13 protein-coding genes are annotated in these 13,483 nt (G+C 69.7%); 2 read left to right on the forward strand and 11 right to left on the reverse strand.

Annotation, left to right across the window (positions count from 1 at the left end; genetic code table 11):
• Nucleotides 1–101: 101 nt before the first annotated feature.
• A complete protein-coding gene (locus Q0C41_RS24720) occupies nt 102–359 on the reverse strand; it encodes a hypothetical protein (protein ID WP_291988435.1) in 258 nt (85 codons plus the stop codon).
• Between the two features lie 10 nt (nt 360–369).
• Nucleotides 370–2,091, reverse strand: a complete 1,722-nt coding sequence (locus tag Q0C41_RS24725) for a TonB-dependent siderophore receptor (protein ID WP_291988438.1) — start codon at nt 2,089–2,091, stop codon at nt 370–372.
• Between the two features lie 150 nt (nt 2,092–2,241).
• Between Q0C41_RS24725 and Q0C41_RS24730 the strand changes: the two genes are divergently transcribed.
• Nucleotides 2,242–4,491, forward strand: coding sequence for a S9 family peptidase (locus Q0C41_RS24730; RefSeq protein WP_291988440.1), 2,250 nt, complete (start codon nt 2,242–2,244; stop codon nt 4,489–4,491).
• A 4-nt stretch (nt 4,492–4,495) separates the two neighbouring features.
• Here Q0C41_RS24730 and ftcD read toward each other — a convergent pair whose 3' ends face one another.
• From ftcD to Q0C41_RS24750, 4 genes are all read right to left on the reverse strand, one after another.
• Nucleotides 4,496–5,521 carry a glutamate formimidoyltransferase gene (ftcD, locus tag Q0C41_RS24735; RefSeq protein ID WP_291988442.1) on the reverse strand — a complete coding sequence of 342 codons (1,026 nt, stop codon included), beginning with the start codon at nt 5,519–5,521 and terminating at the stop codon, nt 4,496–4,498.
• Nucleotides 5,514–5,951 carry a large conductance mechanosensitive channel protein MscL gene (gene mscL, locus Q0C41_RS24740; RefSeq protein WP_291988443.1) on the reverse strand — a complete coding sequence of 146 codons (438 nt, stop codon included), beginning with the start codon at nt 5,949–5,951 and terminating at the stop codon, nt 5,514–5,516. The genes ftcD and mscL overlap by 8 nt, the downstream gene beginning before the upstream one ends.
• A 15-nt stretch (nt 5,952–5,966) precedes the next feature.
• Complete coding sequence (locus tag Q0C41_RS24745) at nt 5,967–6,749, reverse strand: DUF481 domain-containing protein (RefSeq protein ID WP_291988458.1); 783 nt, start codon at nt 6,747–6,749, stop codon at nt 5,967–5,969.
• A 98-nt stretch (nt 6,750–6,847) separates the two neighbouring features.
• On the reverse strand, nt 6,848–7,114 hold the full coding sequence (locus Q0C41_RS24750) for a hypothetical protein (protein ID WP_291988445.1): 267 nt from the start codon (nt 7,112–7,114) through the stop codon (nt 6,848–6,850).
• 194 nt (nt 7,115–7,308) lie between these two features.
• Here Q0C41_RS24750 and Q0C41_RS24755 point away from each other — a divergent pair, with 194 nt between their 5' ends.
• Nucleotides 7,309–8,328 (forward strand): hypothetical protein, encoded by a 1,020-nt coding sequence (locus tag Q0C41_RS24755; protein WP_291988447.1) that lies wholly within the window; start codon nt 7,309–7,311, stop codon nt 8,326–8,328.
• Here the strand turns inward: Q0C41_RS24755 and Q0C41_RS24760 are convergent.
• The 5 genes from Q0C41_RS24760 to Q0C41_RS24780 form a co-directional block, all read right to left on the reverse strand.
• Nucleotides 8,325–9,293: a LysR family transcriptional regulator gene (locus Q0C41_RS24760; RefSeq protein WP_291988448.1), complete on the reverse strand. Its 969-nt coding sequence runs from the start codon at nt 9,291–9,293 to the stop codon at nt 8,325–8,327. The two genes, Q0C41_RS24755 and Q0C41_RS24760, sit on opposite strands and share 4 nt — an antisense overlap.
• 58 nt (nt 9,294–9,351) lie before the next feature.
• Nucleotides 9,352–9,681 carry a c-type cytochrome gene (locus tag Q0C41_RS24765; protein ID WP_291988450.1) on the reverse strand — a complete coding sequence of 110 codons (330 nt, stop codon included), beginning with the start codon at nt 9,679–9,681 and terminating at the stop codon, nt 9,352–9,354.
• A gap of 179 nt (nt 9,682–9,860) precedes the next feature.
• Nucleotides 9,861–11,195, reverse strand: a complete 1,335-nt coding sequence (locus tag Q0C41_RS24770) for a ferric reductase-like transmembrane domain-containing protein (RefSeq protein ID WP_291988452.1) — start codon at nt 11,193–11,195, stop codon at nt 9,861–9,863.
• A 153-nt stretch (nt 11,196–11,348) separates the two neighbouring features.
• Nucleotides 11,349–12,224 carry a universal stress protein gene (locus tag Q0C41_RS24775; RefSeq protein ID WP_291988454.1) on the reverse strand — a complete coding sequence of 292 codons (876 nt, stop codon included), beginning with the start codon at nt 12,222–12,224 and terminating at the stop codon, nt 11,349–11,351.
• Between the two features lie 69 nt (nt 12,225–12,293).
• The coding region (locus Q0C41_RS24780) for a universal stress protein (RefSeq protein WP_291988456.1) at nt 12,294–13,483 on the reverse strand (1,190 nt) is incomplete at its 5' end.

Below are 13,483 nucleotides of genomic sequence, written 5' to 3' on the forward strand. Positions count from 1 at the left end.
GGCGGGGGCCGTCGTCGCCGTGGCCGGTGGACTCGGCGCCTCACGCTGGCAGCCCGACAAGGCGAACGTCGCGACCGCGAGCAGCAGCCATCCGCGTCGCGTCATGACCGGCGGTCCTTCAGGGCGTCGATCTTGGCGTCGACGTCGGCCAGGGCCTGTTCGAGCATGCCGCGATGGGCCGGACGACAGGCGCGCTGCAGGTCGGACAGGACCCGGGCGCGCGCCAGGTGCAGGGCATCACGTTCCTGCTGGCGCGCCGCATCAGCCGACGAGACCTCCGGCGCGGCCTGCGACGCACGCCGCGCTGCCGCCGCCTCCTGCTGGTCCTCGATCGACTTGCTCTCCCATCCTCTGGCCACGGTCACTCCCTCACTTGACGGACACGCCGACCCTGGCCCAGCGGCCGGGCATCGCCACGCCACGGATCTCCTCGTAGCGGGCGTCCCCGATGTTGGCCACCTCGACGAACGGCGTGAACCGGCGGATCGGCCGCGCCACCCGCACGTCCAGCGTCGTCCAGGGGCTCCGCCCGAACGGCCGGCGATGCTCGACTCGCAGTCCGGTCGAGACCGCCCCAGGCCACTGCACACCGAGGTCGGCCCCCGCGCCATGCGGCGCGTAGTCGTCCACGTACTTCGACAGCCCGGCGAGCCGATCGGTCTCGACACGCGTCCAGTTGTACTGCGCGCCGAGCGAGACCGGGCCGTGCTGCCCGCGAATCGAGGTCTCGAGGCCATGGCTGCGGACGTCCCGGATGTTCTCCGTGCGCCAGCGCTGCGTGGCATCGGGCCGGACCCAGTCGATCACGTCGCGCTCGCGGCGCACGAACCCGGTGACCGCCCCCACCCACGTGCCGCCGAGGTAGGTGTCCATGCCGGTGTCGGCGGTCCAGCCCTGTTCGGGGCGCAGTGCCTCGTTGGCCCGATGGTTGGGGTCCGTATAGAACCGTTCCGTGAACGTCGGCACACGGAAGGCGCGGCCGACGCTGGCTCGCCACTTCACGCGGGGACGGACCGGCAGGGCCACCGCCAGTGATGGGCTGAACGCCGAACCGAAGGTGGTGTACGCGTCGAGGCGGGCACTCGGATACAGCAGGAGACGGCCGATCCTGGCTTCGAGTTCGCTGAAGGCACTGCCCCGCCCCTCTTGCCGGTCCCCCAGCGCCGACGACCGCAACCAGTCGGCCGTGCCTTCGATGCCTGCGGTGAGGCGCAGTGACGGCGAGAGTCGTCCGCCGACGCGCATGCCGCCACCGACCACGTGGGTGCGATGCCGATTGGGCACCGCGCCGGCCACACGCGGGTCGTAGAGGAATTCGTCGCCGTGCGTCCTGTACCAGGCGTCGGACGTGAGGGCCCAGGCCGGACGCACCGCCTGCTGATGCCGCGCCGTCACCAGCGTCTGCGTCGTCCACTCCTGCGAGGGCGCGGGCCCGTAGAAGCCGGCCGCGCCGAAGTCCTTGTCGAGATGCGCCACCGCGACGGTGGTTGCGCCCAATCGCAGGTCGAGACGGACCTGCTGATGGACGAACTCGCGGGCTGGCGCGAACCCCGACGAGCGATCGACCGACGCGCTGAGGCCCGTGATGACGCCGAGATCCGCCGGGCGCCAGGCCGCGCCACTCTGCACGAGGCCGTGCTCGCCCGCCGCGAGCCGCGCCGACGGACTGGTGGCGTCCTGCGTGGTGATGATGTTGATGACCCCGCCCACGGCGTCGGCCCCGTGCAGGGACGAGCCCGCGCCCGCGAGCAGTTCGATCCGCGCGATGTCCTCGAGGGCCACGGGCAGATCGCCGTTGTGGTGCCCGGTCTGCGGGTCGTTGATGCGCACGCCATTCACCAGCACCAGGGTCTGGCCGAACGAGGCGCCGCGAATGCTGATGTCCGTCTGGGATCCGAACGGCCCACGCTGCCGGACCCACACCCCCGGCAGCAGCCGCAGGGCGTCCGGGACCGACGCGATCGGCAGGCGCCGGAGGTCGTCGGCCGTGACGACGGCGAGGGTGCGCCCCACCGAGCCCGCCGTGGCTGGCGCGGCAGTGCCGGTGACGACGACCCGCTCGTCGACGGTAGGAAGGGGGGGCTGGGCCACGGCCCGGGTCGCTCCCGCAGCACCCAGAGCCACCAGTACGGCGGTCGCAACTCTCACCCGACGAATTGTACCGTTGCGCTGCGATACACTCGGCGTTTTCCCGGGCCGGACACGCGCCGTGCCGCCCGCGCCTCTCCGAGGGTCACCTGCATGCCGCGTCGTCTGCTCGCCTCCGCCCTGCTCACCTTCCTCCTGGCGCCGCCGGTGTTCGGTCAGGCGCGAGGCACGCGGTGGTTCACCTACGAGGAGGCGTTTGCCGGGGCAGGCCGTGGGGCTGGTCAGGCGGGCCTCGAGGGCCTCCCCCAGGTGACGGGCTGGCTCGACGGCGACCACTGGCTGGAGGTCCGCGAGGGCAAGGTGTGGAAGGTGCGCGCCGCGGACGGATCGGCCACCCTGCACGAAGACCCTGCCACCCTGACGTCGATCGCGCCCAACGGACTGACCAACAACCCGGTCGCCGCGCGGACCGCCGACGATGCGCATCGGATCTACGTGGTCGGGGGCGACCTCTGGGCCGTGGACGTGGCCGCGCGCACGAGCCGACGCCTGACCCAGACGACCGCCACCGAGGAGAACCCGACGCTGTCACCCGACGGTCGTCAGCTGGCCTACACGCGTGGCGGCAACCTCTACACGTACGATCTGACCGCGCATCTCGAACGGCAGCTCACCAGCGACGGCAGCGACACCATCCGCAACGGCTACGCCTCGTGGGTGTACTTCGAGGAGATTCTGGGCCGCGGCAGCAACTACCGGGCGTTCTGGTGGTCGCCCGACAGCACCCGCCTCGCCTTCCTGCGCTTCGACGACGCGCCGGTGCCGATCTTTCCGATCTACTGGGCCGATGGCCAGCACGGTCGGCTCGAGCTGCAGCGCTACCCGAAAGCCGGCGACGCCAACCCGTACGTCCAGGTGGGCGCCGTGGCCGCGACGGGCGGCAAGGTCACCTGGATGCAGTTCCCGCCGCGGGCCGACCACTACCTCGCCTGGCTGTCGTGGACCCGCGACAGCCAGCGACTGTTCATCCAGTGGATGAATCGCGAGCAGGACACCCTCCGGCTGCTGCACGGTGACCCGACGTCGGGCGCCGTCACCACGGTGCTCGAGGAGAAGCAGGCCTCGTGGGTCAGCTTCTACGAGGATCTGACCACCCTGACCAACGGCGACCTGCTGGTGCGCAGCGACGTGGACGGGTGGGATCACCTGTATCTGCATGCCCCCGACGGCACGCGCACGCGGCAGCTGACCAGTGGCGCGTGGCGCGTGCGCAGCCTCCTGCACGTCGACGAGGGCGCCGGCGTGGTGTACGTGATGGCGCAGCCCGGTGAGACCGGCCAGACGTGGAACACGGAGGTCCGCCGCGTGCGCCTCGACGGCACGGGGGTGGACACGCTGACCACCATTGCCGGCACCCACACCGTCCGCATGGCCCCCGACGGCAAGCACTTCCTGGCGACCCGCTCGAGCGTGACCGCTCCGGCGACGCTGACGCTGCACCGCGCGGATGGCACCGTCGTGCGAGAGGTGGCGTCGGCGCGCGGTGAGACGACCGGCACGTATGCGTGGGGCACGGCCGAGGTCTTCACCATCCCCTCGGGCGATGGCGTCGATCTGCCCGCGCTGTGGGTGCTGCCGCCGACCTTCGACAAGAAGAAGCGCTATCCGGTGATCATCAGCATCTACGGCGGGCCGGATGCCGGCACGGTGCGCAACGCGTGGGCCTCGACGCAGGCGCACTACTGGGCGCAGCGCGGCGTGATCTGGATGGCCCTCGATCACCGGGGCAGCGGCCACCACGGCAAGACGGGCGTCGCGCTGATGCATCGTGCGCTCGGCAAGTGGGAGATGCACGACTACGGCAAGGCGGCGGACTGGCTGCGTGCCCAGCCGTTCGTCGCCAGGGACCGCATCGGGATCACGGGAGGCAGCTACGGAGGCTACACGACGCTGATGGCGCTCACGAAGGGCGCGCCGCAGTTCAACGTGGGCGTCGCGAGCGCGCCGGTCAGCGACTGGCGGCTCTACGACACGATCTACACCGAGCGCTACATGGACCGCCCGAGCGAGAACCCGGATGGCTATCGCGATGGCGCGGTGCTGACCTGGGCCGACCGCTACGTCGGCGGCCTGCGCCTGACCCACGGCACGATCGACGACAACGTCCACATGCAGAACTCGATGCAGGTCGTGGACTGGTTGACCGAACACGACAAGCCGTTCGAGTTGATGGTCTACCCCGACTCGCGCCACGGCCTGCAGGCCAGCCAGCGCAAGCACGCCGCCCGCGAGACGCACGACTTCTGGGTCCGCACCCTGCTCGGCGGGGTGTTGCCGGCCGCGCCGGCGGTGCCCGCCAGCAAGTCCGCACCGGCGACCGCAGCCGCGGCCGCGCGGGACTGACGCCTCAGGCGACGGAGGCGTCGGCCAGCGCCCATTCGAGGACGCGCGCGCGGGGGTCGAACGGATGGACGGCATCGAGGCCGAGCATCTGCCGCGCCGCATCCACGAGCGCCGTGTCGGAGGCCCCGGCGGCGGCCGCCCCGAGGGCGGCACGGCCCGAGGCCCGCAGCGCCTCGAGCGGCACGAGCCCGACGAGTTCCGACCCAATGACGGAGGCCCCCACCGCGGCGGCCTCCTCGCTCACGACGCGATACGCCTCGTGCATCGGGGTGGTCTGGAAGTCGAGCAGATTCAGCGACACCTGGGCCTGACCGTACGACGGCATCTCCCACCCCACCGCTCGGACCGCCGGCAATCGCCCGGGCAGGCGGACGCGCTGCCCGTTGACGACGCTGGTCCAGCCTGATGCGCGCACGCGTCGGGCGATCTGCGTGGCGACGTGCGCGTCGGCCGTATCCAGCGAGAGATTCCACGCGATGAGGAACGGCCGGGCGCCGACGATGGCGGCGCCCATGGACGGATGCAGGACGCGCGGACCGAAGTCGGGCAACCAGGCGGGGTCACCGAGTCTGGCCGCCAGTCCCTCGTACTCCCCTCGACGCAGCACCGGCAGGGCGCGGCGGTCGGATCGGAACGCCGCCGCCTCGTAGAGGTACACCGGCATGCCGACGTCGTGGGCGAGCGTGGCCGCCACCCGTCGCGCGACCATCGCGCACCGGTCGAGCGACACCCGATGCACCGGCACGAACGGACAGACGTCCAGGGCCCCGAGGCGCGGATGCGCGCCGTGGTGCTGCCGCATGTCCACATATGCGGCGACGGTGCGCGCCAGGGCGACGGCGGCGTCTCCGACGGCCTCGGGCTCTCCGGCGAAGGTGAAGACGGTGCGATGGGCGTCGGCGCCCGGGTCGACGTGCAGCAACCGCACGCCGGGGACGTCACGGATGGCTGCGGCAAGGGCCGCGATCACGACAGGATCGCGGCCCTCGGAGACATTCGGGACGCACTCGACCAGCGGGAGGTCAGGCACGCGAGCGCTTGAGTTCGTCGCGGATCTCGCGCAGCAGCAGCACGTCCTCGGCGGGCGGCGCCACCGTCTCCTCGGCGGCCCGGACCATCTGGGCGCGCAGACGATTGACGAACTTCACGAGCAGGAAGACCGCAAAGGCGATCAGGAAGAAGTTGATGACGACATTGATGAACAGGCCGTAGTTCAGCGTGACGGCCCCGGCCGCCTTCGCTTCGGCCAGCGTCGCCGCGGGTCCGGCCAGCTTGCCCGGGCTGAGGGTCACGAACAGGTTGGCGAAATCGACCTTGCCGATGATCAGCCCGATGATCGGCATGACGAGATCGTCCACCACCGACTTGGTGATGGCGCCGAACGCCGCGCCGATGATGACGCCGACCGCGAGATCGAGGACGTTCCCGCGCGCGACGAATTCCTTGAATTCCTTCAACATGTGTCTGGCTCCCGGCTAGAACTTGTACACGAACGCGGTGATGAAGGCGATGTCGTTCTTGTCGACCAGCAGCCCCGTCGGCCGCGTCTTGTAGACATCCTGGAACTCGAGCTTCAGCTGGACGCGCGTAGTGACCGACGCCGCGAGGCCGGCGCTGAAGGTATACAGCGCGTCGCCGAAGTCGTTCATCTTCCACAGGGCGGTGGCGCCCTGGGTGAAGGCGGCGCTGCTCGAGATCTTGTGGGTGAACTTCTCGCCGAAGGTCACGGCGCCGTCGGACTCGAGGTCGAACCCGGTGTTCTTCTCGAAGACCATGCCGACGCTGCTGTCGACGTCGAGGGTGGTGCGATCGGTGGCGACGAGCTTGTAGCCGAGGCCGACGGTCGGCGCGATCAGGTAGTCGATGTCCTTGAAGCGATCCCGGACGTAGCTGACCTGGACGAAGGTGTAGGCGCGGTCGGTGATGAGGCGCTCGACGCGACCGTTGATGATGCCGCGATCGGCATTCTCCTCGCCGCCTTCGGTGGCCAGGATGTAGAGGCCGTCAGCCTTGAAGAGGGTCCTGGTCTTCGGGTCGCGCTTGACGTCGAAGGACAGGTTGAAGTTGCTCGTGTCCTTGTTCCCCTGCGTGATCGCCAGGCCCGCCCCGAACGACCCGGTCCACACCGGCGGCGGGGGCGGCGGCGGCTCGACGCACGGACACGGCGGCGGCGCGGGCGCCTGCGCCAGGACAGGTGTCCCGGCCAGACCAATCACCATGGCACTCCCGAGCACGGCTCGGCCCAACACGACACGCACGACAGTCAACACGCCACTCCGTCCTTTCGCGGGATCCCCGCGGTTAGGGCTGGATCGAACGGAGCGTGCCCAGGGCCCGCCGCGGTGGGCCGGCGACCTCAGCGGCTCTCGTTCGCCAGCTTCTCGTACACATGCGCGAGTTCCTGCGCCTCGGCACGGCGCGCGCGCGAGTCCTCGAGCGACACATCCCCATGGGTGCGGCTCGTGGCGATCACGGCGGCGTTCTGATAGGCCGCACGCACGGCCCCTCGCAGGGCGTCGGCCACGTCGGCGACCATCTCGTCGGTGACCTTGACCGAGGGCGGCACCCGGGTCAGGGCCCGGCGGGCTCGCTCGTTGATGTCCATGCCGATTTGGGCGTTCATGTCAGGCGTCCTCGCGAAACGTGGGGAAATCAGGGCTCTCTGCACGCATCGCAGCCGAGCCAGCACCCCATTGTACGCAACGCCCGACCCTGACGCTCCGGGCGACTGTAGCAATCATGCCCCCAGCGCGACACTGGACCTTGGTCGGTCCCGCTCTGATACCATCGCGCTGCCACCCTGCCGGGAGACGACCGATGCGTCCACTCGCCTCGCTGTTGATCGCCTGTGCACTCCTCGCGCTCGCTGCCCCCCTCGTCGACGCCCAGTCCGACGCCTTTCTCCTCGCGCTCGTTCGTGACGACGGCGTGATGCTGCCGGTGGCCGCGCACGACCGCGGCCGATGGCGCATGCCGTGGCCCGGCCCGGCCAAGGAGGCGGTCGTCCCCATCCGGCTGGAGGACTGCCCGCGCGCCTGGTGGGGCCTGCCCGCGGCGCCGCGCGAGTGGACCCTACTGACACCGGGTGAGTCCCCGCGTCAGGTCACGGTCGACCGCCCGACGTGGGTGCCGAGTTTCTGCCAGCAGCAGGTGGTCCTGCACAGCCGGACGGCGACGCGCCCCGTGCTGCGTGACGCGGAGGGCGGCCGGCCCCCGACGTATGGCGTGGCCATCGCCGGGCCGGGGACGGTCACGCTGCCGCGTCCGGTCCCCACCGACGATCCCGAGGCCCGGGTGCTGCTGGACGGCCTGCAGCAGGCCTTCAACCGGGAAGAGCGGCTGATGCTCGCCGAGGACTATTTCGCCGTCTACCAGCCCTCGATCGACGCCGAGCAACGGGACCGGATGCCGGTGCAGGCGCGCTCGATCCACGCGGGCCCGGGGCGGACGGGCGGTCCGACCTACTACGTCGAGTTGATGCGCCACTATCCGCGGCGCATGCCCGAGCATCTGCAGTGGTGCGATGAAGTGACCTACATGGCCGGCTGGGTGCGGCAGCGACAGGACGACTCCCTGGACCTGACGCTGGTGACCCGGGCGGTCACCTCGTGTCTGCTCGAAACGATGCAGCGGTCGGAGCCGCTCGCGATCGTGCACACGGCACGGGGCCCCGTCTGGATGCTGGAGTTGTACCGGCCGGACTCGCAGGTCCTGGGCATGTTCCTCGCGCCGACCGACGAGTTCCCCGAGCCGGTCCTGATCCGCGACCTGGGGCGCTGCGAACCGGGGCAACGGCCTCGCCGCGGCGCCCCCACGACCGACACCGAGGTGCCCTAGCCGAGATAGTCCCGTTTCGCGCCCTGGCAAATCGCGACAGCTCCCGGGTGGCGCAGCCGCTGCTCGACCGAGATCGCGTAGAAGCGATTCTTCAGCGAGGGAATCCTGCCGACGGTTCGCAATCCGTACCGCTTGCGCGCTTCGTCCTCCATGACGGAGGGGCAGGCATAGACGCCATGCTCGCCGGCGGCGAGGACCTTCGACAGGCTGCCATCGTCGATCTCGCCCACCACGCGCGGCCGAATGCTCTCTGACACGAACCAATGGGCGAGCCCCCTTCGAAGGGCCGCATTGACGCCCGGCATCAGGAAGGGCGCGCCGTCGAGAGACTGGGGGAAACGCTTTCTGAGGGAGGCGGCCACGCGGCCAGTCCCGAGAATCGTCGTCCCACTCTCGCCCAGCAGGTGGTTGAAGAGCGTCAGGGACGTTCCGGGGCTCGCCGGCGCGTCCGACAGCACGAGGTCAAGGGCATGCACCGACAGGTCCTTGAGGAACCCCTCGAGCGATCGGTCCTCGCGACAGATGACATACGGCGCCGGGCCCATGTGCAGGGCCGGCTCGAGGAGCCGATGGACGACCGACTTCGGCAGGCAGTTCACCACGCCCACGGCCAGCCGCATCGACTGCGGCGCCGCCTGGCGCTTGACGACGGCCATGAACTCGCGACCGATGTCGAAGATGTCGCTCGCGTAGCGGAATGCCGTGTGTCCGACGTCGGTCAGTGTGAGTCCCCGACCCACTCGCGTGAACAACTTCGCTCCGATGACGCTTTCGAGCTGGTGGATCTGCGCGCTGACCGTCGGGTGTGTCAGGCGAAGCTCGCGGCTGGCCGCCGCCACGCTTCCTGTGCGCGCAACCACCCAGAAGTAGTACAGGTGGTGGTAGTTCAGCCACTCCATGCCTCCGTACTCTATACGAGCTCGACCGCACGGAAACGCCCGAATCACTCGCGGCCATGCGGTCACGGGGTCCGGCGGTCCGGATCGCAGTCGCGCCGCTGAGCTCGACGGACACCCATCCACCCTACTTCTTCCGAAGGCCCTTGAGATACGCGACGAGCGCCTCGAGGTCCCGCTGCGCCAGCTTGTCGTAGGCCTTCTTTCGTACTCTTGGATTCATCTCGCGCGGAGCGACGATCCACTTGCGGATGTCCGCCACAGGGAGCTTGGCACCAACGCCATCGAGTGGGAAACGCCTGTTGCCGACTCCTTCGATGGAGTGGCAGGCCTGACACTTCTGCTCTCGATACACCCTGGCCCCGTGCACTTCGCGTGCCTCGTCCGACTGGGGGCTCGCCTCCGCGGCGAACGCCGCCATGAGGATGACCAGCAGCGTGGTTGCAACATGACGCATCACTCACCTCCCTCGTACATCCGCGTCGGGTTCGCGTGCGCTCAGTCCTGCTGAACCCACGCGAACACCACCGCGAGCAGTACCACCAGGACGCCCGATCCGATCGCCAGCAGCCGAGCCAATGCGCACCGCACAATCACATCCTCCGTGCCACGTCGACGCGGCCTGGGTCCCCGCAGTTACACCAACTCGAACAGCTCCGAGTGCACGTGAGACAGCGGCAGGCCCAGGCCCCGCAGCTGTCGCTCGATCGCTTGCGTCATGGCCTCTGGACCACACACGAAGACATGGCGGAGCCGACGGTCTTCCGGCAGGTGCCGATCGAGTACCTCACGTGTGATCCAGCCTCGTTCACCCGACCACTCGGGTGGCGGCTCCTCGAGCACGAAGACGACGGTCAGATTCAACCGCGCGCGCAGTTCCTCGATGGCGTCACGGAACGTCATCCGTTCCCATCGCCGGTAGGCGTAGACCAGCAACAGTGGACGCCTGTCGCCCCGGTCCGCGAGCGATCGCAAGATGCTCATGATCGGGGCAATCCCGATGCCTCCCGCGATGAACACATACCCGGGGGCCGGATGCCGCTCGATCGTGAAGGTCCCGTACGGGCCGTCGACGAACCCCACGGCATCCAGTGGCACGCGACCGATGGTGCGGGTGAAGTCACCCAGCTCCTTGATCGTGAACTCGAGTCGTCCGCCTGGCAGCGTGGGACTCGACGAGAACGAGAACGGGTGCTCCGTCATCAGGAGCGGGCTGCCACCGAGTGTCAGCCACGCGAACTGCCCCGGCTGAAACGAGATTCCCTCGTGCCCACGAGGCTCCAGCGCCAGCGTCCACGCGTCACCACGCTCCTGGGCGATGCTGACCACACGATAGGGCCGTCGGCGCAGCAGATACGGCCGGATCAGGCGCACATGACAGACCACAGCAATCCATGTCAGGGCAAAGACGCGCCAGAGCAGGCGCTTCCACGGACTCGCCACGTAGTACTGCACACCCTCGATGTGCACGAGGGCGAAGACGACGGCCGCCACCGACAGCGCCGTGTGCGTCCAGCGCCATGGCTCGTAGGCCAGACCGAGCGCCTTCCTCCACACGGAGGCGACCACCACCGCGATCAACGCGAGCAGCGAGACCGTCCCGGCAATCATGTGCCAGGGCGCGCCGAACGGATTGAGGAAGGCGATCGTGGCAGGGTTGTCGACGATCACCAGGATCGGATGGGCCAGGACCACGACCAGGAGGACGATACCGACATAGCGATGGAAGTAGTAGATGATGTCGATCCCGAACGGCGTGGTGGCGTGGCGGAATCTTGCCGTCAGCACGAACTGGACGCCCATCATCCCGAGGCCAGCGAACCCCAGCGCCATCGACAGGTCCCACAGGAACCCGAGCCCCGGCGGGGTCGGGCCGATCAGCAGCACGAACAGCGGCGCGAGCACGAGCGCCAGATACATGCCGAGCCAGAACACACCGGTCGCGATGACGTGGGAGAAATGTCGTGTCATGTCGAAGCTGACTGCGCGATCAGGATGGACGCTGGCGAAAGCGCCCGACCACACGGACGCCTTCCTGGACGCCTCATTCGGTCATACCTTGCTGCCGGACTCCGCCACGGCGCCTGCATATCCGGCGCTCGCCCGAGCGGTCCGCCGGCGCGCTCACGGCACCACGAGCACGGGCACCTTGCTCCGATCGACGGCCCCCTCCGTGGTGCTGCCCACACTCCCGTCCTGCGGCGAGCTGCGTGACGTTGCCCCGATCACCAGCGCATCGGCACGAGAGTCATCGATGCTGCGCAAGAGCTCGTAGAGCGGGGCGCCGGTGCGGATCTGCCCGCGGACGCGCCACCCCGCTTTGCGCAGCTGGTCAGCCCAGCGCTCATGGCGGCGGGCGGCGGCGGCGTGCTCCTTGGCGCCCTGGGCGAGGATGTCTGCGCGGATCTCGGCAAAGAGTGCCGGGAACAGCGGGTGATTTGGTGACGGCTGGCTGTGGAGCACCGTGACCAGCGTGATCGACCCGGCGTTCGGCACAGAGGCACGCGCGAGGAATCTGATGGCTCGGGCGGATGCGGCGGACCCGTCGACAGCCACGACCAGGCGCGTCACGCACGCTCCCCCGCGGCGGACCACGAGTACCGGCATCCGGGCGCGACGGAGCACCGCGCGCGAGACACTCCCCATCAGCAGGCGGCGGAAGTGTCCCTGCCCTCGCCACCCGATCACGACGGCATGAGCGCCCCAGTGCCTCGCGTCGTCGAGGATCCCGTCAACGGGATCGCCATCGCGCACGATGGCGTCCGCCTCGGGCCACCGTGGGCGCATCGTGCGGGAGGCGACCACTGCGGCGCGACGGGCCAGAGCCTCGGACCTGGCCCACGGGTCGGCCGGCGGCGAGAGACACTCGCCCAGCCTGACGACGACGGCACGCGCCTCGCTGTGGCTGGGCCAGGGGAAGCCGGCCGAGGTGATCATCGCGGCGCGGGCGGACGGAGACCCGTCGGTGGCGTGGAGGACCCGGAACGGTCGTGTGGCCATGGTGGGTTGCCTTTGCGGTTGACGTGCGACGAAACGGCGCTGCCGCCGTCGAAGGCGACACGCGAGCACTCAGTCCTTGTCCGGCTTGACGACCAGCACCGGCCGGCGCAGGCTGGCGACGACGCCCGCGGCCACCGAGCCGAGAATGGTCCGGGACAGCCCGGCCCCTTTGGTCCCGACGACGACCACATCGGCGTTGAAGCGCTCGGCCTCCTGGCAGATCCCCGTCACGGCGTCCTCGCACTCGATCACCTCTGCTTCGGTGTCGAGCCCGAGTGCCTGGGCGGCGTCCGGGCGAAGCGCCTCCAACCGCCGGCCAAGCGCCCGAACATGGAGCACATGACGATCCGTTCTCCCGATCGTCGTCTCGAAGGCGCCACCGCTGATGGCACGTGGATGCGCCACGTGGACGATGCGCACCACGCCGCCGAGCCGCACGATGCCGCAGGCATAGGCGATGGCGCACTGACCGTGCCTCCAGAGGTCCGTCGCCACGAGGACCCGCTTGACCGTGGGAATGGGGGGCATCCGCTCGGGAGTCGTGGCGACAGGCACGACCGCCACCGCACACGGTGCCTCGCTCAAGACCCCGCGTGACACCGAACCCGACCAGAGGCGCGCGAGCCCATGCCGCTGGTGCGTGCCGACGACCATCAGATCGGACCGGGCTTCGGAGGCCATGGCGACGAGCGCCAGGTCGGTGCGACCTCCACACGGCTCGACGCGGACCTCGACGTGCTCCTCGCCCAGCGTCGCTTGCACGCGCCCGCCGACCTGTCGCGCGACGAGTTCCTGCAGACGTGGCGGGTTGCCGCCGGCGGGGCGCCGATCCAGCACGCCGAAGCGGTGCGCATCTGCAGGCGGCGAATTGAGATGGCCGACCGTGACCGTACATGGGCCCGCCCCGGCTAGCGTCCTGACCCAGTCCAGGGCCGCTTGAGAGGTCACGGTGAAGTCGAATCCGAGGAAGACCCGCAACGACCGCGCACCGCTCATCCACTGTTCGAACGCGGCGGCCTGACGAACGACGAGCGTGGGCACCGGCGCAATCTCGGCCGTGCGCTCGGCGATGCTGCCCAGGAATCGGCGCGTGGGCGCCCGGGTGCCCAGGGCGCCGATGACAATGAGGATGGCGCTGATCTCCCGGGCGCGCGTCGTCAGCACTTCGTCGGGATGGCCCGCGTGTCGTTCGGTGGCGACCTTGGCGCCCAGCGCGCGCAGCCGCACCGCCTCGCGGCTCAAGGCGCTGGTGACGGTCC

The organism is Luteitalea sp. (assembly GCF_022842525.1).
Taxonomy (GTDB): Bacteria; Acidobacteriota; Vicinamibacteria; order Vicinamibacterales; family Vicinamibacteraceae; genus Luteitalea.